Source organism: Bradyrhizobium sp. 26S5 (assembly GCF_036923295.1).
Lineage (GTDB): Bacteria > Pseudomonadota > Alphaproteobacteria > Rhizobiales > Xanthobacteraceae > Bradyrhizobium > Bradyrhizobium septentrionale.
In genome coordinates, this window is record NZ_CP145948.1 from 1,541,730 (window position 1) to 1,562,310 (window position 20,581).

Here is a 20,581-nt window from a genome sequence, read left to right on the forward strand (position 1 = left end):
CGACCATCGATGTCCGAAAGCCGACGCCAGCAATGGGAGGCAAGCGTGAATGTTTGCTGACGTCATACCTGCAACGATGCGCCAGCTGTTGCATTGTATCGACGCGCCTGAAGATCCGCGGATGGTCGCAGTGATGGTCTGTCCAAAGGACTAACTCGTCATGTCTGATCATCCTCGCGAGGAGCCGTAGGATGCTATCAACTCGATCCGAAACACATTGTGCCAAGCATTCACGAGCTAGACGCGCCCGTTCGAATTTTTGGTCCGACAAGTTCTTCATGGTCACATAGATGACGTATTGGCATTGTTTCAGGCTCCGCTAGCGGCGAGAGCTGCGAATGATTCAAGTGCTGCCACGTCACAAGGCCGCGCGAGCCATAATCGAGTGCACAAACGGATATCGGCTGCGACATCAGAACAGGAGGGATCAGGAGGGATGAAGTGATACGCGTCGATTGACAAATTTCATATTGCCGAGATGCATCCTCGAGACTTGAACGGAAAGGCTAATGAACACTCGTTTTGCAAGTGCGGGAAATCGAGCGCGGATCTTACCTTGCTGAAGCGCACTCTGTCCGGCGCCGGGTGATCAGCGCCCGCGGGCATGGGTAAGTAAGATGTGTCGCCAAAAGCGCGCTTCGTGACCGAGTTGTCTGGCGGGGCTGGTTACCCCATCGGGTGTTCGTGAGTGTGGAGGTCAATTCCGCGGATGAAACGGATCGAGCACTTCGTGCATCGGCGGCCTTTCATGCAATCGGGGAGTGCAGTGAAGGCGTTCGTCGGGTGCTTGAAGAGTTCGTCGGGTGCTTGAAGAGGATGTGAGCTGCCGAGAACTAAGTAATGGGAGAATACGTGATGATGGACATCTGCGGCTTTCTCAGCAGATGGTTCGCTGGAGAGTGGTGCTCGAACGCTACGCTGCTGACGGAGCTTGCGCCGGCTCATGAGTTGCCAAACAACGTCATCTACGTCGACTTCAAAGCGATCCGTAAAGCAAAGGAGGGTGCGTGCGAGCGCAGATCATAGAGAAGCTGGAAGCCGGCCGCGTACGATCCGGCAAGTTCGCCAGCGTACCAGGATCAGGCCCCGGTGGGCTGTTCTTGGTGCAGGGCCCTTGCGGGAGTGAACTGAAAATCAGTGGCTTTGTCCGTCCGGGCTGGGAGCAGGTCGCCGTTTCGACGCCGCGGCGTTGTCCGAACTGGCAAGAGATGTGCTTTGTCAAAGACTTGTTCTGGGATGAGGAGGAATGCGTCATGCAATTGCATCCGCCGCATTCGCAGTATGTCAATAACAGCCGGTACTGCCTTCACCTCTGGAGACCCACTGATCGGCACATCCCAAGGCCGCCGCCGAGCTTTGTAGGTATTGTTGGGCTAGGACCATCCGAAGCGGCAATGTTGTCTGCTAAGATTCGCGCGACGGTATGATGGTTTAGAGGACGAGGCAGAGCGGGTGCAGAAAGATCGGTTCGGCGTCGCCGGAAGGCCGTGCAACCAGCTCACGTCGCAAGTGTTCTTCTGTATGCGACGGACGGGAGGTCAACCCGGGATCACTGCCGCCAAGCGAGAGGCGGCAGTGGAGAGGGTGTCTCACGCGGCTGGCCTCAGGGGGAGCTTCGACGACTTCTTGGCGATAATTCGCACCGTCGGAGTGATTATCAGGTCCGCAAGTCGGTCATCGCGCATCTCTCGTAGTCAGCCTGACCACCCGCCTTCGCGGGGCAAGCGCATCATGATCTATTCGCAAACGATATCGCGCGGCGAGCGGCCGCATTAGTGCTTCAGCCCTTGGTTCAGCACTTTGAGACCGATTCTGTGCCCGCGGCAGCCGACTTCAGCTTCCCAAGCGGAAGCTGAGAGCGGAGCTTTGGCTAACCCGTCCTATTCGTGAGAGTGCTTTTTTATTCCGCTTGATGTGGCCCGCACATCTGCTCTGACGAGGCGCGCGGGATTGCCTTCGGCTTTTCACCGCCTGACGACCGGTACTTTGCAACGCGCTTGAGGGATGGGTTGGGCGAACGGGGGCGGACGCCCCGCCGGTCAAGGACCGAGCGGCAGCAGCGCGCCTGGCAAGCCGCGGATCAGGTCGGCTTCGGGACATGCCGCGGCAAACGCAAGGCGAATGCGGCTCGTGGTCTCGACGACACGGGCAGCGAGTTTCAAGAGACGAAGACGCAGCGTCGCGAACTCGGCTGTGGCCAATTCCCGGGCTTTGGGAATCGCGTCGCGCACGGTCAGCATCAGCCAATAAGCGGCGGTGTGGAGAACGAGGCGGACTTGATTGGCGAGCGCCGAACGGCAGCTGGTGCGATCGGAGGCGAGCTGCGTCTTATGCAGCTTGATCAGATTCTCGGCTTGGCCGCGCGCGCAATACAGGCTGTCGTAGATCCACTCGGCCGAGCCGACATCGAGGCTGGTGACGACGAAACGGATGTCGAGGCCGAGCATCGTCGCCTCAGTACGGGCGACGGTACGTCGTTCGCGATCCCAGGACTTTGCCTTGTGGCGCGTCTCGGTATAGCCACGCAGAACCGGCAGGTTCTCGATTGCGCGGCGGCGATCAGGGTGAGACTCCAGCGACAATCAAGGTGAGACTGCGCCGATGGGGACGGACCGAAGGGAGGGCGCAGCCCGACCGGAGGACCGTCCCCATCGGCGTCGCGCGTTTTTGGACCCGTCTGGCGGCCGGGTGCGGCTGGTGCAAGCTGTTGGTTCGTCTCGACAAGAGGGAATCGATGCCTTGCCTGGCCTCCACATCACCGACCACCAGATGAGGCTGTACATGACGTACCGACTGACACTGTCCCCCGAGGCCGCCGCGGCCAAGGCGGGGTTCTCGAAGGCAAGCGCGTATCGAATCGAGGGCGATTGTCGCCCGCCATCGCAGAAGAAGACGCCGAGGGGCCGGCGCCGGTCCGATCCGCTCGGGCAGTATTGGGACGCCGAGATCGTTCCGATCCTGAAGGCTGCGCCCGGCATCCGCGTGATCGGCGTGCTGGACGAGCTGCGCCGACGGCATCATGACTTGAACCCGAACATCCGCCGCACGCTGGAGCGGCGCATCAACGCCTGGCGGGCGCTCAACGGCCCCGAACAGGACGTGATCTTCCGCCAGCAGCACGAGCCCGGCCGCCTGGGTCTGTCCGACTTCACCGACGTGAGCGCGCTCGGTATTACCATCGCGGGTGAGCCGCTCGATCACCGGCTCTATCACTTCCGGTTGGCGTTCTCCGGCTTCGAGCATGTCCATGTCGTGCTCGGCGGCGAAAGCTTCGTCGCCCTGGCGGAGGGCTTGCAGAACGCGCTGTGGGCGCTTGGCGGCGTGCCGCGGGAGCATCGCAGCGACAGCCTGTCGGCAGCATTCCGCAATCTGGCCGCCGACGCACGGGGGGATCTGACGCAGCGCTACGCCGGGCTGATGGGCCACTATGGCATGGCGCCAACGCGCAACAATGCGGGCATCGCACATGAGAACGGCTCGATCGAGAGCGCGCACGGCCATCTCAAGCGGGCACTGGAAGATGCGCTGTTGCTGCGGGGGACGCGCGAGTTCGCCAGTCTCGATGCGTACCGGGCTTTTGTCGACGAGATTGTCGGCCGGCGCAACGCCAACCTCGCCAAGCCGATCGCGCTCGAGAAGGAGGCCTTGGCGCCGCTGCCAAAAGGCCGCACGACCGACTTCGAGGAGAAAGTGATCCCGGTGACGTCGTCAGGCGGCTTCATCCTGCGGCGCGTATTCTACACCGTGCCTTCAAGATTGATCGGCCATCGCCTGCGTGTGCGCATCTTCGACGACCGGCTCGAATGCTTCCTTGGCGTCACGCCGGTCGTGACGCTGCGGCGCGGTCGGCCTGTGTCCGAGAGCCAGGGCGGTCATGTTGTGGATTACCGGCACGTCATCCATGCCCTGCGGCGCAAGCCGATGGCGCTCCTCAATCTCGTTTATCGCGACCAACTCTTCCCGCGTGCAGCTTACAAACGTCTGTTCGAGACCTTGCGGGAGCATGGTGATGACCGGCGCGCCTGCAAGGTGACGGTCGAGCTTCTGGCGCTGGCTCACGAGCGCGCCTGCGAAGCAGAACTCGCCGAGGTGATCGCGATGGATCTGGACGCCGGACAGTTACCCGATCTTGCCGCGCTGCGCGACCGCTTCCGACCCGAGGCGGCCTCGATCCCGCGTGTCGCCGTCAAGCTGGCGCCGCTCGACGTCTACGATGAACTCGCCTCCGTCAGCGTCATGTCGGGCCGCTCGAACCTGGGAGAGGCAGCATGACCGGTATCGCTACCTCCGTCGATGCTGCCCGTGTCGAGCTGCTTCTCAATGAGCTCCGCCTGCCGGGCGTCAAGGCGATCTGGCCGAAGCTCGCCGCACAGTCGGACAAGGAAGGGTGGCCTGCCGCCCGCTTCCTCGCCGCCCTTGCCGAGCACGAGGCGGCCGATCGCACCCGCCGTCGGATCGAGCGACACATGGTGGAAGCGCGTTTGCCCGCCGGCAAGACGCTCGCCACCTTCGACTTCGAAAGCGTGCCGATGCTATCAAAGGCACAGGCGATGGCGCTCGCCGCTGGCGACGCCTGGTTGAAGGCCGGCGCCAATTTGCTCTTGTTCGGTCCACCGGGCGGCGGCAAGACCCATCTCGGCACGGCGATCGGCCTGGCTCTCGTCGAGAACGGTTGGCGCGTTCTCTTCGCGCGCACCACTGATCTGGTGCAACGGCTGCAGGTCGCGCGGCGCGAGCTGGCGCTGGAGTCCGCGATCGCCAAACTCGATCGCTATGACCTCCTGATCCTCGACGACATCACATATGTGAGCAAGGATCAGGCGGAAACCAGTGTGCTGTTCGAGTTGATCGCCGCCCGCTACGAACGACGCTCGCTGCTGATCACGGCCAATCAGCCATTTGGCGAATGGGGGCGTATCTTCCCGGACCAGGCAATGACGTTGGCTGCCATCGATCGTTTGGTCCACCACGCCACGATCCTCGAGATGAACGTCGAAAGTTACCGTCGAAAAGTTGCCCTCGATCGCAAGCGCGGTCCAGGCCGGCCACCTGTTCACACGACCCCCAACGAACTCGACAAGACTGTGATTGACGCTGGCAGCGCCGCTTGATTGTCGCGCAGCGTCAATCAACGCTTGCCAAGTAGGCGGCCAGCGTCAATTATCTCCTGACTCGGCCGCCTCGTCTCATCTTGATTGACGCGCCGCTCTCATCCTGATTGTCGCGCTATACTCGATGGCGCGTCGCGTGCGGATGCCGTCGGCGGCCTCGTCGACTTTTCTGGCGAGCGGCTTGGTGCCGGACAGACCGAAGATGTAGTCGATGCCGTTGGTCTCGCACCACGCCATTGCCTCCGGCCGGGCATAGCGCCCGTCGCCACGGAACGTAATTCGCGTGTTGTGCCACCGCGTCCGGATATGCCGTATCAGGCGGCGCAGATGGGCACGCACCTCGACGCCGCCCGGCGTCTTGCCGGGCCGCAGCACGACCGCCACGGGCCGGCTCTTCTCCGTGTCGTAGACGTGGATCGGCAGGAAGCAGCGTTCGTCATAATGAGCGTTGAACAGCGAGAGCTGCTGATGGCCGTGGACGACATCGCAGGTATCATCGATGTCGAGCGTGACGGATGCCGGCTCGCGCGGGTAGCTATCCATCCATGCGTCGAAGGCGCGGAGCATTCTCCAGCCGCGACAGCGTCGGTTGGGAACACAGATCGCGACCCGTGTCCGGCAGCCGACCGCAGGCCAGCTTGAATGCGGGATCGGACCGCAGATGATCGAGGTCGTCGGCGTCCTCGTAGCCGCAGCAGATCGCGAACATGCGCGCGCGGAACATATCGACAAGGCTGTGCACGACCCGCGTCGGATCGCGCCGATCCGGGAACACGCGGGCCAAATTGTCGGCCAAGCCGAGACGCCGCTCGGCCATCGCCAGAAGCATCACGCCCCCGTTCGAGGTCAGCCGACCGCCATCGAAGGCAGCTGTGACTTTCTTGGCGTGAACGGCTGGAAACGAGAAGGGCAGAATCGTATCATCGGGGTTGGCTTTGCAACCGAATCCTACGCCGCATCAGCGCTTTACACCACGCTCGCCAGCCTCTCAGGCGCCCTCTGACGAATAAAGACGGGCTAAGCGCGTTTGTTTCTTTGCCCCACTTCGTTCATTTGCTTGCACGTGATGACGGGCATGTCCGAAAGCTGATACTGATTGACCGCGAGAAGCCTCCGGGCGCTGTGAAAGCACATCGTTTTCCCTCGAACATCCAATGACCGTCTGGCACGCAAGTTGCTGAGATATCGACGGCTTGGGTGCTTCTACGTTAGTGACGCTTACGAGACAATCAAGCCCTTTCGTCGCGCCAACTCGCACGGGATCCACCCCACCGTCCGTGCGTCTTTACTGTTGATCGGTCTCAGCCATCCATCACAGGGGATCATGCCGTGACCCGCGAAGAGGCTCTGACAAAGGCGATAGCGGCGCTTAAAGAATGGTCGGAGGGGAATATCTCGATCAGCGACGTGCTCGACGCGATTGTAGAGCTTCACAAGACTGTTCCGCCACCCGAGCCCCCAAAGCCACCAAAACAGAAAGGCCTTTCATAGCATTCCGCTCTCTATTGCCTGCGTGCGTACAAGGGCGAGATGCAGCCGTGATGGCGCGCTCGTGCGTGCGGTTGTCGAAGAGCTATTCCATTGAACCTGAACTCGCGACGTCCATCTTTATTTTGAGGATAGCCAAAGTACGTGGTCTTGAATGCCGTGATCGAGAACAGCGCAAGCGTTGCTCGAGTAGCCTCTTCCCAGAGCACAACGCAGCCGTGGCATGTCATTTGCTTAGATCACAACGAAGGCTCAAACGCCCAGCCCCCTCTGCGTGCTGGATAGGACTCGCCTTCGCAAGCTTAGCAAACCAACAGGAGGAAAATATGGGTCTTTACCTTATCGAGTACAAACAAGACCGAAACTTCGTGCTCGGCGTGAAGGATCAGCAAGACGGTGCGGCGGTCGTGCTGCGGAAGAAAGATACGCCTCTCCGTTACGTTCTCTGGGACCTCAACTTCGATACTGGAGCGATTACACTGAACTCGAGCGGGGGCAATCTCGCGGTCGGCACCGATCGCGTCGCGCCGGAGGCTCTCCTCTCGCTCAAAGTGTATAACCCAGCCATCCAAAGTCAGCGGTGGGAATTTCTCAAGAGCCCCGGCTTCATCCTTAGCCTCCCGGATAACAGTCTGTGTATCGATAATAAGACTCGTGGCACGAGTGACGGCAACCCGGTTTGGCTGTTCAAGTTCAACGGCTCGCCCGCGCAGCAATGGAACTTCGTTCCCTTGATGAACCTGCGGGCCTTGGAAGTTGCGGAGAATGCGGCCTGACGCCGTTCGGCCGCTCGGCTCCTCAATGGCGACGGGTAGCGGTACGCGACAATGCGGCGGCGAGCATTCCGGTTGTGAATATTCGCCGCCACAGAACCGGACGTTGCGCAGCCGTGCAACTCAACCGTAAGGTCGGCCGTTCGCTTGGTCACCAATTGTGTCGGTCTGCGCTCACCAACTCATTGACCTATTCTCCGCCCGGGCTCAGGTCGGAGTCCCTTGACTGACGAGGCTTCTGGATAAAGTTGGCTTCTTGTACTGCCATCGGCGGCGCGTTCAGTGGTTTGGTGGCACACCACACCTCTCGATTGGACTAATGTCCCCGAGCTCTTTCCATCTGCGAAGCGCTCCAAACCCTCAAAGCCCGGGGTGTGAGGCTTGCACTGACCAGTTCCCCGAGCCGACATCGAGGCTGGTGACGACGAAACGGATGTCGAGGCCGAGCATCGTCGCCTCAATACGGGCGACGGTGCGTTGCCAGATCCACAAGGCACGCAACATCATGGAGCGCCTGCCGAAAGAGCATCATGCGGCCACCCGTCGGGTGCTGCGCCAGGCCTGGCAGCTCGATGACGCCGACAAGGCTGAAAAATTGATCCGCAATCTCGCGCGTCGACTCGACCAGCAATGGCCCGGCGTAGCGGCCAGCATCCTCGAAGGCCTCGACGAAATCCTGACTGTCGTCCGGTTGAAGCTGCCGAAGGAGCTTCGTCGCTCGCTCGCCTGGACCAACATCGCCGAGAACATCATGGGCACCATTCGCCGCGTCACGCGCAACGTCAAACGCTGGCGGGATGCCGGTATGGCCTTGCGATGGGTCGCGGCCGGCATGATCGAGGCCAACAAGGACTTCCGACGATTGAAGGCGTATAAGCAATTGTCGGTTCTGCGTGCGGCCCTTCAAGCTCGCCACGATCGCATGACGATCAAGCCCGTTGCCCACGTCTCGAGGGCCGCGTAACATTCATTCCGGCAACGTCGGCCCGACGTAGTTCAACACCGATCGGGACATCCCCGACGTGACCCAAGACCTTTTCGACGGGCCAAGGCGGCCAATGAGAAACCGTTCGAGCATCACTTATTTCGAATGAGCAAGCGCTTCGGGGGCGTGAGGTATCGATATTTGCCGGTAAGCGTTCCATTGACGAACTGGAGGCCGTGATCGCCATAGATCATATCCTCACGCACGTAGCCGTCCGCTATGGCCACTTGATTGTTGCCGCCAACTGTCTTCCGGGTAGTCTTCAACCCATGGCTGGCTGGCGGCGAGCCGTATGGCATCGCGTGGTGTGCCCAATTTCAAGGTATCAAATTGTTTGACAGGAATCATCCCGGCTACCTTGATGGGCTCGGCTCTCATTCGCGGGAGATCTTCAGATCCAATTGGCTTACGAACCACAACTTTCTCGAGGCAGTGTGAATGGATTGGAATGCCAGGGTGCGAGTCCCATTTGATGTAATGATCGGAGCGCAAGATCTCCCAGCCCGCTTCTGTATAGATGGCCTCGAGCTCGCCGCGCTGGAACGAGTTTTTGTGACCAGATGCCAAAGCCTCCTTCGAAATAGGATGGTCTGGTTGATCGAGCGTGTTTGTGAAGCAATGAAATCCACCAGGCCGCGTTCGATTCATTAAGGCCGTGACGAGCGGCTTCCAGACTCCCCGTTCCGTGAAATGCAATACGCAATGCGCTATAAAGACGTCCAGGCAAGCAGGCGGCCGGAAGTCTTCAACGCGAGCGACCCCACTCGCTATGTTCACGCCAAGATCACCTGCGAGCCGGTTCAGCTTGGAGATAGCGGTTTCGGAGATGTCGGTCGTGATCACCTGATGACCAAAATGGGCCAAATAGAGGGCATGTACTTATCCGCGTCAGAGAAGAATAATTCGGGGGCGTGCGCCTTTGAGGTCATGATGTTTGTCATCGGACGAACAACAACGGGGTAAAGGGAGAGTGTCTGCGACTCGTAGTCGAGCGCGCGGCCAAGCGAAAAGTTCCAGGAGTCGCGAGTTTGACCACGCAGGCCGTAGATCAGATCAAGATTGACGTGGGAAAACCGTTCCGTCAGTGCTTTGATTCCCGCTTCTGCAGTCTCGACCGAATATGGTCTACCTGACTGCGCAAGCTCGCCGGGTACCATGGTCTGGATGCCCATGCTCATTCGGTTGACGCCAAAGGCCTTCAGGCAATCCAGAAGGTTGTTGTCGAAAGTGTCTGGCGCGCTCTCGACGGTAATCTCACATTTCCGGCTTCGTTTTGGAAATGCAGCCTCAAGGGCGGCGAAAAGCTCGCGGAATTGATGCTGAGTCAGCAGAGTTGGCGTGCCGCCGCCGAAATAGATACTTACAACCTCTCGATCTCCGAAGTATTCTCCATATCGCGCGATGTGCTCCGCCAATCGAGCAACATAAGACTCCCCCGTCGCCGGGTTTTGACGCGTTGTCAGGAAGAGCGTGCAGTAGGTGCACCGGTAGCGGCAGAACGGTATATGGATATAGATGTTGATGTGCTTAGAACGGCTAGCCTGCTCAACGACATCAGTTATGCGGAGTGGCTGCGGAAAAACCCGATACGCTCGCTTGGAAGGATAGCCATAGACGTAGGTCGGCAGCTCCTTTTTCGCTATGCTCGTCCGAAGAAAGTCCAGACAATTTATGACCTAACCTATTGATTGCCAAACCCGGTGAATGCCTGTACGCCGTCGTTCGCCGAAGCCCACAAGTTCATGGCTTGTGGTGATTAGCAGCTTCCATGGAAGCTGCTAATCTGTAGTCCGTACTGCGTTTTCGTCACTTGTGTTCATCGGGTCTAGCCGTGCGGCTTACGTGTAAGAGACCAGTCTAGCCGTACGGCTTATATGTAGGAAACCGGACGCCCGCAGATATAACTACAGCGGCTGCACCCCGAGAATTCCGCCCACTGCTCCTATGAGGAGCCAAAACCGGCCTCCTGAAGTTGCAGATGCTTCTTCAGCAGTTAATTTAGTCACACCTTAAGCTGACATATCGATCTTCATTGTTGCTTCCCTTCTCAATGAGAGGAAGAATCAGTGATGGCCGTCGGCAACTCGTGCCGCCGGGCAACGAGAGACACTCAAGAGTCGTGCCAACTGTGGGGGAAGAGACCCCAAAAAGCCGTCGTTCATTCTATTCAACAACTTGACTGCGAGCTCAGCACCCCGTCGGTCGAGCATCATGTGTCGCAGACGCGATAAGCCGAGCAACTGAAAGCAGCGCAAGTCACGTCGGGAGAGCTGCAACCGGAAGCGGTGGGGGCGTTGGAAGACCAACGGCGTCGAACAGCAGGCCGCATGCTGTGACGCCGATGATCACGTAGTGGTCCTCATGTCCCGCGAAAAACCCCGGAACTTCTCGATGCCAGCTACCATGTGATCCTCTCCAAGAGATGTTCTTGCCGTCATGGAGACACGTTCGTCACGGTGAACCTATGCGTGCCGCTCATCCACACCATCGATGTGCCCGGAGCAGCTCTCGTCACAGCGAGCATCAAGCGGGCGCTGTTGCTGGCCACGCTCTACACAATGGAGCAGCCGTTCCATTGTGACCGACTGCGTGAGCGGTTCGATCTTTCGCCGATCGTGCCCGATGAGAAGGATCGGAGCCGGATCCACAATGTTGTTTTCAATGAAATTTGCGGCGGTTGTCATTTCGGATCAGCAGGACTTTATTGAAATCATCGCGCGCGGTCGCGCAAGAGGCGCCGATGCGGTCATCCTCGGCTGCACCGAGATCGGCCTGCTGATCGGGCCGGAGCATACACAGCTGTCGCTGTTCGATTCGGCCAAGCTGCACGCCAAGGCGGCAGCTGACTTCGCCGACGGCAAGCCGCCTGCCGGCGCCGTTTTCAGTTGAGCCGCACAGAGGCTGTCCCACGATGACAGCTGATCGAGCGCCACGATATTCGCTCAGCTCTCATTTGCAAAGTTGTGCCGAGGTGGAATAGCATTGATCCGAGATCTGCGCACTCGATGGTGTGTGCTTGGTAAGTCCGCCCAGACCACTTGCAGTATGAGCCATTTCAGCCCAGTGATCGAAGACGTCGGTTGTCCGAAGCCCGACGTCGGTATCCAGACAGCGCGCCGAGAGGTGCCGCGATTCGTCAAAAACGACGGTCGGCGTCACTGGCACGTCGGTTGCTCGATGTGCCGAGCATCCGCTGCGGCGACTATTGCGATCTCGCGGCACCTGATCTGTGAGTCAGATGAAACTTGCTCGTTCATTTCAAGCGGTCAGCGAGCTGCATCGGAGACGCAGCCTCGCCTGGCAAGCTCTCTATCTTCCGGTGCGGCTTCGGTCCTGCGCCGAGGATGAGATTGCTCTGTACGGTATCGACGAATGGTGATCCTAAACGTGCTACGCACAATTCGAGCAACTTGCTGTGAACAGTGCCTCAAGTCGTTCTGGCAAAGGTCCACCTGCGCCGGAGATCGACAGTCCGAGGCTTTGAGGATTGTAGTCATCTGCAGATCGGAGACCGTACGTAAATGACCATTGAGCCGATCGAGGATAATTTGCGGCTTGAAGAGGAATCGAGGCGACGAGACGAGATCAAAGTCAAGCTCCTTCGCGCGCGATCGGATGTGGCCAGGTACCAAGCAGAATTGACAGAGCTCGAGCAAACGCCGAAGCGTGAAGACGGCTCATCGATCTGCTCTGGGACACTTCAGCGCACGTGCGCAGGAGGTCGGAGAGCATAACGTGCGACCACGTCAATTGGAGCCTGTCTTGGATCCCGCTAACCTGCGAGCGGATGCTGGGGGCAGCGTCCGACCGAGCGACAGCTGGAAGTAGGCTGCCAACCGGGTCTTCGCAACAGGGGCTTGGCTTAGTGCAATGGCTGAGCGGTGTAGAGCGCAAGAATTCGCGCACAAGTGCAAGTGGCGAGAAGCCAAGCCACGAACGCTCACGCGCGTGACAAGTGTTGGGATCAGCCGTTTTTGACCGGCTCATCTTTGTTCGCTCACAAGCAAGGTGCTGTCGCCGGGTTGCAAGGTTCACGTCTCGCGCCGCCGCGCTCAGACTGAGAGCGGCAATCAGAACGCCCCGCGTTTGATCCAGATCGATCAGGCGCAGAACATCACGTTCTATGGTGTCACGCTACGCAATGCGCCCAATTTCCACGTCGCGATGAACAGGGTCGGAGGTGCCACCTTTTGGGGGCTCACGATCGGTGCGCCGGCCGAGGCCCGCAACACCGACGGCATCGACCCTGGCGCAGGCCCATAGGCGCTAAAATAGGATTGCGTGTTGAATTTGTATGTGATTCCAAGAAGGGATGAGACACGAATCGCTTGTGAACGAAGACTGGGGCTAGAGGTTGGCGCGCGCGAGACGAAGGCGTTTGTTCGTCCGCGCGAGATCACCAATGCGGTTGATTTGCTGCGGCTGATACTTGCGTATCGTCTGGGCACGCGGGGTCTGCGGCTGACGGCGGCGTGGGCGACGTCGGTGGGCCTTGTCGGCATCTCCAACGTGGCTTTGTTGTATCGCTTGCGTCAGTCCGGAGATTGGCTGGCGCAACTGATAGGTCAGGCAATTGCGAGTGGTGCGCCGAAGGCAAGCCGCGGTCGGCTGATCCGCATCGTTGATGCCACGACGGTCCCCAAAGCGGGACCGAGGGCAGGCAAAACAACGCAGTGTGGCGTATCCACAGTGCGTCGATGCCGGCGCGGACTTCGTGATCCGCGCGGGCTGCAAGAGCGCGCGTTGGCTGGATCGCAACGGCAACCTTGTCGGTCTCATCGCGGAGCTGCGCAAGGCCTTGGCAGGCGGCATGATCGATCGACCGATCTGGATAGAGCGCAAGTCCGGCGCGCAACCGCTTGCTGTGCGCTTGGTCGCGGTCAAAAAGCCGGCGCATGCGGCCGCGGAGGCGCGACGCAAGGCACGCAAGACAGCCCAGAAGGGAGGCCATCAACTCTCCAGGCAAACGCTTGAGGCCGCTGATTGGGTAATCCTGGCGACCTCGCTCAAGGGCTAGGACTTCACGGCTGCTGACGTCATTGCCCTCTACCGGTTGCGATGGCGGATTGAGCTCGGCTTCAAGCGGCTGAAGAGCTTGATTGGCTTGAAGGGACCTCCCGGAACTGACCAGCGGTCCGCTAAACCCCATATCCTCGCTCACCTGCTGATCACTCTACTGCTCGAGCCGCTGGTCAACGAACTCGAGGACTCTCTCCGCTTGGACGAAGCCGCCTGACCGGACCTTCCGCATGGCGCCTGCTACGTCAGCTCATCGCCTCATTGCTCCAAGCCGTCATTCCCGAATCCACGATCGCTTGTCTGCGCAGAGCAAGCCGTGCTCCCCGGCGACATCTGCGCGAGCCCCCCAGACGCAAGCGCCGCTATCAGGCAATGATCAAACTATCTTAGCGCCTATGGGGGGTCGATGTGACCATCACCCACAGCTTTATTCGCGCTGGAGATGATAACGTGGCGCGACAATGGCCCAAGCAGTCATATCTCCATCATCGACAACCTGCGCATAGAGCGATGTCAGGCGTGGCGGACGCAGGCGAGGAAGTAGTCTCGCCCGTCGGTCATATCGCGTGGCGAAGCGGCGGAAGTGTTTGAGCTTGTTGAGGCAGCGCTCGATGCGGTTGCGTAGCTTGTAGATCGTCTCGTCTTGCGGGATGGGGACCTTACGAGAATGGGTTGAGTGGATACCGCTTCGGCGTTCATGTCTGTGATGGTCGTGCGTAGATTGTTGTTGTCGTAGGCCTTGTCGGCCAGCACGGCCTCGGCATTGAAGCCTTCGAGCAGGGCTTTTGCAGTGAGGTTGTCATGTCGTTGGCCGGCGGTGAGCATGAAGCGCAGCGGCCGACCGAGGCTGTCGCAGAGCATATGGATCTTGGTGGTCAATCCACCTGCGGAACGCCCCAACTCCTGAGTTTTGGCCCCCCTTTTGCGCTCGCGGCCTGCTGGTGGACACGAACCAGAGTGGTGTCGAGCATCAGGTATTTGTTGTCGCGATCCTTGATCAGTTCGGCAAACATCTTCTCCCATACGCCGGCCTTGGCCGAGCGAGTGAAACGCGCGTGTACGCTCTCCCACTTGCCATAGCGCTCCGGCAGGTGCTGCCAATTGGCGCCGGACCGTAAAACCCACAAAACCCCGTTCACGAACAAGCGGCTGTCAACACCGCTGCGGCCGGGATCAACTACCTTGCCTGGCAGCATAGCTGCAATCCGAGCCCATTGTGCCTCGCTCAGCTCATAGCGCTTCACACCCGTCAGTACGCTCCGAATCAAAAGGTTCGGAACGCATTGGTTCAGCATCATTCAGCTATGGGAATCCTGAATGTGGATTGGTCCTAGTACCTCGTCACAGTGATTATGACTCTTTGGAAGTGGCGGGATAGGCGCCTGCCATTTTGGCGCGAGCCTTGTCTGTTGTGAACATCCATTTGATACGGGAGCGGGCGGCATTTCGTTGTCGTTCCCAGGCGGTGATTTCGCGGCGCAGTCGCTTGGGGTCGTCAATCCTGCGATTTAGGCACTGGCCTCGCAGGACGCCGATTTCGATCTCGACCATGTTGAGCCAACTTGCGTGCTTTGGGGTGTAGTGGAACTCGAGCCGTCGCAAAATCCGCCTGGCTTCGGCGGGCGGGAACGCCTGATAGAGGGCGCCGGCGGAGTGGGTCGATAAATTGTCCTGGACGACCCGGATGATCTCGGCGTCGGGATAATGGATGTCGACGAGATCACGCATGCATTGGGCGTAATCTCGTGCCGCTCGGTGACCTTGACCTTGCGCCAGGGGCGATGCACGTCGAAGAGAACGAAGAGATTGACCGTGCCATTGCGCGATACTCATAATCGTAACGTTCGAGGTGGCCGGGCTTGGCCGGAATGGGCTGACGCACCTCGCCGATGAGTTGCACCGGGCTTTCGTCGAAGCACACCACTGGCCGTCTGGAGTCGGGCACCTCGGCATAGAGGTCGAGCACATCCTCCATGCGGGCGACGTATTCGCCGCCGACCTGCGGAATGCACCACATGTCTTTGCGCCAGGGCTTGAGGCCATTCTCGGCCAGGCGCCGCCGAACCGTCTCGTGCGACAGGCTCTTGTGTTCGGTGAGCTTGACCATCGCAGCCGCCAGCAGCTTTAGCGTCCAGCGGGCACGGCCCTTTGGGGGACTGGCGCAGGCTGTCGCCACCAGCAAGGCTTCTTCCTTGCCGTGAGTTTGCATTCCGCCCCGGCACGCGGTTCGATCAGGTGCAGCGCGGCCACCCGTTCGGCATGCCCGTCGGCCCGCGTCAGGCAGGCGTCGACCAGCAGGCCGTGGCGGTTCTCCATCAGCCCATGCCCGATGAAGCACAGCTTCGTTTCGTTGCCCTTTCCCTTGCGGTAAAGCCTGGCATCCCGATCGGTGGTCGAAGCATGGGTGCCGTTCGAGCGCTTCTGGCCATGGAAGTCCGCTTCGGCGTTGCGCCCGCCGCCTTGCGCCGGCGGCGCGCCAGAGCCATCCTTCGGCTTCACGCTCTTCATCGAGGCCCAGGCCTCGATCAGCGTGCCATCGACCGAGAAGTGATCGCTCGACAGCAGCTTCTTCACCTTGGGCTGCGCCAGCACCGCCGCGAGGAACTTGGCCGCGATGTCGCCTTCCGGCAACCGGTCGCGGTTTTTCGAGAACACCGAATGGTCCCAGGCTCCGTCGTCGACGCCAATTCCGACGAACCTGCGGAACAGCAGGTCGTATTCCAGCCGTTCGATCAAAAGCCGCTCCGAACGGATCGAATAAACGCTTGCAACAGCATCGCCCGCAGCAACTTCTCCGGCGGGATCGACGGCCGCCAAATCGGCGAATAGAGCGCGGCAAACTCGCGCTCCAGCGTCGACAGCGCCTCGTTCGCGATCGTCCGGATCGCTCGCAGCGGATGGTCACGCCGCACCCGCCTCCAGATCAACGTAGCTGAACAGCTCGCCCGCCGCGCACGCACCATCTCCGAATCTCGTCGGAGCCAATGAATCACGGTCGCTGGTCGGCGGCGAGCACCTTTTTCAACAGCCTGCTAGAGCAGCCTGCTCATGCTACGCTCCCACCCACATATACCATTGTGTGATCGAGCTAGCCCTGGGGATGATTGGCACGAAGGGCGGGCTCATCCATTATGCACTAATGGCTATGTACTCTCAAGTTTACTCTCCATTCGGGGAGGCGCAGGAACGCACAGCTGAAGGTGCTGTACCTACCCTATATTCCAGTTTGATCGATGACCTGAGTCAGCTGAATTTCGCTGATGCGGATGACCGTCGGGCATTTCCTCCGACCCTACACAGCATATTAGCAAGGCACGGACTGTTCGGGCTCACTACACAAACAGAGCTCGGCGGATTAGCTCTTCCCTTGCAAGAGGCCATCGACCTCATCTCTGCCACTGCATCCTTCGATATCTCGGCCGCCTCTACCCTCGTTATCCATAACTTCCTGGCCTTGCCCTGCATCGAAGCAGCACCGCGCATCCCTGAACAAAGGCATGTCATGTGGGGTGCAACACGCGGAGACCTTTGCGCTTTCGCTTTGACAGAGCCTGGGGCTGGCTCTGCCCCGCGGCACATAGAGACTTCGGCTTTCATGCACGAGGATAGAGTTCGCATCTCTGGCCGCAAAATTTGGATTGGCCTCGCTGACTGGGCTCGCTGGATCGTTTGCTTTGCACGAGCCTCTGGTCCCGACGTGAAAGGTCGGCTCGTTGGTGTACTAGTTGATAGGCAGGCTCCGGGCTTAATGGTCACACACGAGCATCGCACACTCGGTCTACGTGGCATTATCCAGAATACTTTGGAGTTCCAGGATGTCGAGGTGCCGAGCGCTTACGTTCTTTCTCGCGATCAAGACGGCTGGGGAACAGCAGCATCCAGTATGAACCGCGGGCGCATCGGTGTGGCTGCGATGGGCCTTGGAGCCCTTGAGCGCGCTATCCAGGTCGCAGCCTCATATGCAATACATCGTCGACTAGGTAAGCTGCGCATGATTGAGAACAGCTATATCGAGCAGCTATTCGGGCAAATGGTGCTCCGGCGGGAAGTAGTGAAGGCAATGCTAGCTGCATCCTGCCGACTTATCTCAGCGAAGGGCGCGCCCAATGTCCACCTTGCGTCGGCAACGAAGGTTTTGTCGTCGGAGTGGTGCGGCCTCGTCGCTGATCAATGCCTCCAGCTGTTGGGGGGCCGTGGTTACGATGAGGGAACGCCTGTAGCTAAAATCTATCGAGACGCTCGCATTCTCCGCATCTTTGAAGGTCCGACAGAGACGCTCCTATCACATCTCGGCCGCTGCCTTCTCTCTAGAGCCACGCGTGATGAGATAGCCGATCTTTTTCTGTCTCTTGGTGCGGCGCCGGTCCATGCTGCTGCAATTGAGGAACTCTCTGGGCTCAATGAGACAGATGGTACCGTGCTCATCTATGCCGGTTGGCTCACCACATTAGGACTTGCACAAGCAGTCATGTCTGCTGGTTGCTTCTCCGCCTCAGATTGCGCCGCTGCCGCGGCTGACCTTGTTGGTTCCGAACTAGCAACTCTCCGTACTCGCGCACCGGCACGGCTATCTTTCGAAGGCCGCGCTCGCGCTAGTCGGACACTGGATACCTTCCTTCAAGACGCAGCTTCTTCTATCCGCTCACCTGTCCTCACGAGCGATTACCTCAAGCTGGAGCAGTATGTCTGATCCCGTAGCTAACAAGGGGAGCGAGGAGGCCCGTCTTATAACTGCTGGCATTGTGAACGCCCCGATTCACGCTCGCTCCTCTCAGCGAACGCTTGGCGTCCGAAAGCCCGCTCGAAGAAAACGCTGAGCGCCTCAGCTTGCGTCCCGGCGGGGAGAGGACGGCGCCACGGTAGCCTCACTCATGGTACTTAAGGCTTCTCGTTGAAAACACATTGTGCGCGACGACGGGCTGGCATCGCAAGTATGAGGTGCGGGCGCTCCGGCGACGCGAGACGGTTGGACCGGGCCAGGTCGAGGCAACAAGAAAGCGAAGACGCAGATATGGCGCGACGATCAAGGACGCGCTGACGGCGCTGTGGGAGGCGTCGGATCGGGTGTGCGGCAAGCGGCTCAAAGTGATGATCCCGACCTTGCTGCCGGCCCTCGAGCAACATGGTCGATTGCAGCTTGGCCAGGCGGATCGTGACTGTGTTCTCTCGATCAGCCCCGCAACCATCGATCGCCTGGTCGTCGATATGAAGATCGCGGCGAGCCGCGGCAGGCGGCGCCGTGCCGGATTCTATTCGGCAATCCGGCGCGAAGTCCCGATCCGCACGTTCAATGACTGGAACAGCCCGGTGCCCGGCTTCTGCGAGGTTGACATGGTCGCCCATGGCGGCACGTCGGTGGCTGGTTCGTTCATCCAAACTCTCACGATGGTCGATGTCGCCACCGGCTGGACGGAGTGCCTGCCGTTGCTGACGCGGGAAGGTTCGCTCGTCGTCGAGGCGATCAACCGCGCACAGAGCCTGTTCCCCTGGCTGTTGCGCGGCGTGGACTTCGACAACGACAGCGCCTTCATGAACGATGTCGTCGTGCCATGGTGTCGCGAAGCTCGAAGTCACTCGCTCGCGCGCCTATAAGATGAACGTGTCATTCGGCCTGCAATATTGACCCCCTAAGCCGGGGGATCGGCGTCCAAAATTGACCCCCTACAGATTGGTCTGTTGCGCTGCCTGCTTTGGAACGAAGCAGGTGGTGGGGGATGCTGATCGTGGAGACGATTGCCCGGATCCGGCGCGAGCACTTCATCAAGGGCAAGACAATCAAGGAGATCGCCCGTGACCTGAAGGTGTCGCGGAACACGGTCCGGAAGGTGCTGAGGTCGGGAGAGACCTCCTTCGAGTACGAGCGGCAGGTGCAGCCGCGGCCAAAGCTGGGACGATGGGCAGTAGAGCTTGACGGATTGCTGGCGGCGAACGCGGCCAAATCGGCTCGTGAACAGCTGACGTTGATCCGGATCTTCGAAGAGCTGCGCGGCCGCGGCTATGACGGCGGTTACGATGCGGTGCGGCGTTACGCCAGGCGGTGGAGCAAAGAACGCGGGCAATCGACCGCGGCCGCTTATGTCCCGCTGAGCTTTGCCCCAGGCGAAGCCTATCAGTTCGACTGGAGCCACGAGGTGGTCTTGCTGAGCGGCACCACGGTAATGGTGAAGGCCGCCCATGTCCGGCTCTGCCACAGCCGCATGCTGTTCGTGCGGGCCTATCCGCGGGAGACGCAGGAGATGGTGTTCGACGCCCACGACCGGGCGTTCGCCCTGTTCAAAGGTACCTGCACCCGCGGCATCTACGACAACATGAAGACTGCCGTAGAGACGATCTTCGTCGGTAAAGGGCGTCTCTACAATCGCCGCTTCCTGCAGATGTGCAGCCACTATCTGGTCGATCCGGTCGCCTGCACGCCAGCGTCGGGCTGGGAGAAGGGGCAGGTCGAGAACCAGGTCGGGCTGGTCAGGGAACGCTTCTTCACGCCGCGGCTGCGGTTCAAAAACCTCGACGAGTTAAACGCCTGGCTGCTCGACAAATGCATCGCCTACGCCAAGGCTCATCGCCATCCGGAGCTGGTCGATCAGACGATCTGGGAAGTGTTCGAAGCCGAACGCCCCAAACTCGTTCCCTATGCCGGCCGCTTCGACGGCTTCCATGCGGTGACGGCATCGGTCTCGAAGACCTGCCTGGTGCGCTTCGACAACAACAAGTACTCGGTCGCAGCCAGCGCAGTCGGACGACCGGTCGAGGTTCAAGCCTATGCCGATCGCATCGTGATCCGTCAGGATGGATGCATCGTTGCCGAGCACCCGCGATCCTTTGGCCGCGGCGATACCGTCTACGACCCCTGGCATTATGTGCCGGTGCTCGCCCGCAAACCCGGCGCCTTGCGCAACGGTGCTCCCTTCAAAGACTGGGTGCTGCCGGCCGCGATCGAGCGGATCCGGCGCAAGCTTGCCAGCACCGACGATGGCAATCGGCAGATGGTCGACATCCTCAACGCGGTGCTGACTGACGGTCTGCCCGCGGTGGAAGCGGCCTGTGCCGAAGCGCTCGGTCATGGCGTCCATTCCGCCGATGTCGTGCTCAATATCCTGGCCCGTCAACGTGAACCCGCCCCACCGGCCAACATCATGACGCCGGCCGCACTGACGCTCCGTCATGCACCGATCGCCGATTGTGCCCGCTACGACAACCTCCGGAGG

The 20,581-nt window shown here is 60.0% G+C and carries 13 protein-coding genes and 7 pseudogenes; 13 read left to right on the plus strand and 7 right to left on the minus strand.

The features are described 5' to 3' along the window. Nucleotides 1-855: 855 nt before the first annotated feature. Both V5279_RS07270 and V5279_RS47200 read left to right on the plus strand, forming a co-directional pair. On the plus strand, nt 856-1,026 hold the full coding sequence (locus V5279_RS07270) for a hypothetical protein (protein WP_165125932.1): 171 nt from the start codon (nt 856-858) through the stop codon (nt 1,024-1,026). 182 nt (nt 1,027-1,208) lie between these two features. Further along, nucleotides 1,209-1,427 (plus strand): DUF7694 domain-containing protein, encoded by a 219-nt coding sequence (locus V5279_RS47200; protein WP_420840919.1) that lies wholly within the window; start codon nt 1,209-1,211, stop codon nt 1,425-1,427. 612 nt (nt 1,428-2,039) lie between these two features. Here V5279_RS47200 and V5279_RS07275 read toward each other — a convergent pair. Continuing rightward, a pseudogene (locus tag V5279_RS07275) lies at nt 2,040-2,555 on the minus strand (transposase); the annotation flags it as partial. Nucleotides 2,556-2,739: 184 nt separating this feature from the next. Here V5279_RS07275 and istA (V5279_RS07280) point away from each other — a divergent pair. Both istA (V5279_RS07280) and istB read left to right on the plus strand, forming a co-directional pair. Continuing rightward, nucleotides 2,740-4,272 (plus strand): IS21 family transposase, encoded by a 1,533-nt coding sequence (gene istA, locus V5279_RS07280; protein WP_422389058.1) that lies wholly within the window; start codon nt 2,740-2,742, stop codon nt 4,270-4,272. Further along, nucleotides 4,269-5,111 carry an IS21-like element helper ATPase IstB gene (istB, locus tag V5279_RS07285; RefSeq protein ID WP_176535476.1) on the plus strand — a complete coding sequence of 281 codons (843 nt, stop codon included), beginning with the start codon at nt 4,269-4,271 and terminating at the stop codon, nt 5,109-5,111. Before istA (V5279_RS07280) ends, istB begins: the two co-directional genes overlap by 4 nt. Nucleotides 5,112-5,213: 102 nt before the next feature. Here istB and V5279_RS07290 read toward each other — a convergent pair. Next, nucleotides 5,214-6,027 (minus strand): annotated as a pseudogene (locus tag V5279_RS07290) (IS1380 family transposase); the annotation flags it as partial. A gap of 898 nt (nt 6,028-6,925) precedes the next feature. Here V5279_RS07290 and V5279_RS07295 point away from each other — a divergent pair. Both V5279_RS07295 and V5279_RS07300 read left to right on the plus strand, forming a co-directional pair. Then, the gene (locus V5279_RS07295; RefSeq protein WP_166072413.1) at nt 6,926-7,375 is read left to right on the plus strand and encodes an RICIN domain-containing protein; all 450 of its coding nucleotides are present in this window, start codon (nt 6,926-6,928) and stop codon (nt 7,373-7,375) included. 454 nt (nt 7,376-7,829) lie between these two features. After that, a pseudogene (locus tag V5279_RS07300) lies at nt 7,830-8,336 on the plus strand (transposase); the annotation flags it as partial. A 219-nt stretch (nt 8,337-8,555) separates the two neighbouring features. On the opposite strand, the gene V5279_RS07305 reads toward V5279_RS07300, so the two are convergent. Next, nucleotides 8,556-9,200, minus strand: coding sequence for a class I SAM-dependent methyltransferase (locus V5279_RS07305; RefSeq protein ID WP_338696141.1), 645 nt, complete (start codon nt 9,198-9,200; stop codon nt 8,556-8,558). Further along, the gene (locus V5279_RS07310) at nt 9,197-10,030 is read right to left on the minus strand and encodes a radical SAM protein (protein ID WP_338701030.1); all 834 of its coding nucleotides are present in this window, start codon (nt 10,028-10,030) and stop codon (nt 9,197-9,199) included. Before V5279_RS07310 ends, V5279_RS07305 begins: the two co-directional genes overlap by 4 nt. A 949-nt stretch (nt 10,031-10,979) precedes the next feature. On the opposite strand from V5279_RS07310, the gene V5279_RS07315 reads away from it, so the two are divergent. The 4 genes from V5279_RS07315 to V5279_RS47000 all read left to right on the plus strand — a co-directional run bounded on the left by V5279_RS07315 (nt 10,980) and on the right by V5279_RS47000 (nt 13,593). Next, a complete protein-coding gene (locus V5279_RS07315; RefSeq protein WP_338696143.1) occupies nt 10,980-11,246 on the plus strand; it encodes a hypothetical protein in 267 nt (88 codons plus the stop codon). A 1,197-nt stretch (nt 11,247-12,443) separates the two neighbouring features. Beyond that, nucleotides 12,444-12,620, plus strand: a complete 177-nt coding sequence (locus V5279_RS07320) for a glycosyl hydrolase family 28 protein (protein WP_248577157.1) — start codon at nt 12,444-12,446, stop codon at nt 12,618-12,620. A 451-nt stretch (nt 12,621-13,071) separates the two neighbouring features. Further along, a complete protein-coding gene (locus V5279_RS07325; RefSeq protein WP_338696150.1) occupies nt 13,072-13,374 on the plus strand; it encodes a hypothetical protein in 303 nt (100 codons plus the stop codon). A gap of 36 nt (nt 13,375-13,410) precedes the next feature. Then, entirely contained in the window at nt 13,411-13,593 is a 183-nt protein-coding gene (locus V5279_RS47000; protein ID WP_414645695.1) for a hypothetical protein, read from the plus strand. Nucleotides 13,594-13,923: 330 nt separating this feature from the next. Here V5279_RS47000 and V5279_RS07330 read toward each other — a convergent pair. From V5279_RS07330 to V5279_RS07340, 3 pseudogenes are all read right to left on the minus strand, one after another. After that, nucleotides 13,924-14,620: pseudogene (locus V5279_RS07330) on the minus strand (IS5 family transposase); the annotation flags it as partial. Nucleotides 14,621-14,726: 106 nt separating this feature from the next. Continuing rightward, a pseudogene (locus tag V5279_RS07335) lies at nt 14,727-15,605 on the minus strand (IS630 family transposase); the annotation flags it as partial. Further along, nucleotides 15,594-16,361, minus strand: a pseudogene (locus V5279_RS07340) (IS5 family transposase); the annotation flags it as partial. The pseudogenes V5279_RS07335 and V5279_RS07340, both read right to left, overlap by 12 nt. A gap of 115 nt (nt 16,362-16,476) precedes the next feature. Here V5279_RS07340 and V5279_RS07345 point away from each other — a divergent pair. The 3 genes and pseudogenes from V5279_RS07345 to istA (V5279_RS07355) form a co-directional block, all read left to right on the plus strand. After that, entirely contained in the window at nt 16,477-18,066 is a 1,590-nt protein-coding gene (locus V5279_RS07345; protein WP_338696151.1) for an acyl-CoA dehydrogenase family protein, read from the plus strand. A 374-nt stretch (nt 18,067-18,440) separates the two neighbouring features. Next, a complete protein-coding gene (locus tag V5279_RS07350; RefSeq protein WP_338696152.1) occupies nt 18,441-18,968 on the plus strand; it encodes a hypothetical protein in 528 nt (175 codons plus the stop codon). 122 nt (nt 18,969-19,090) lie between these two features. Beyond that, a pseudogene (gene istA / locus V5279_RS07355) lies at nt 19,091-20,581 on the plus strand (IS21 family transposase); the annotation flags it as partial.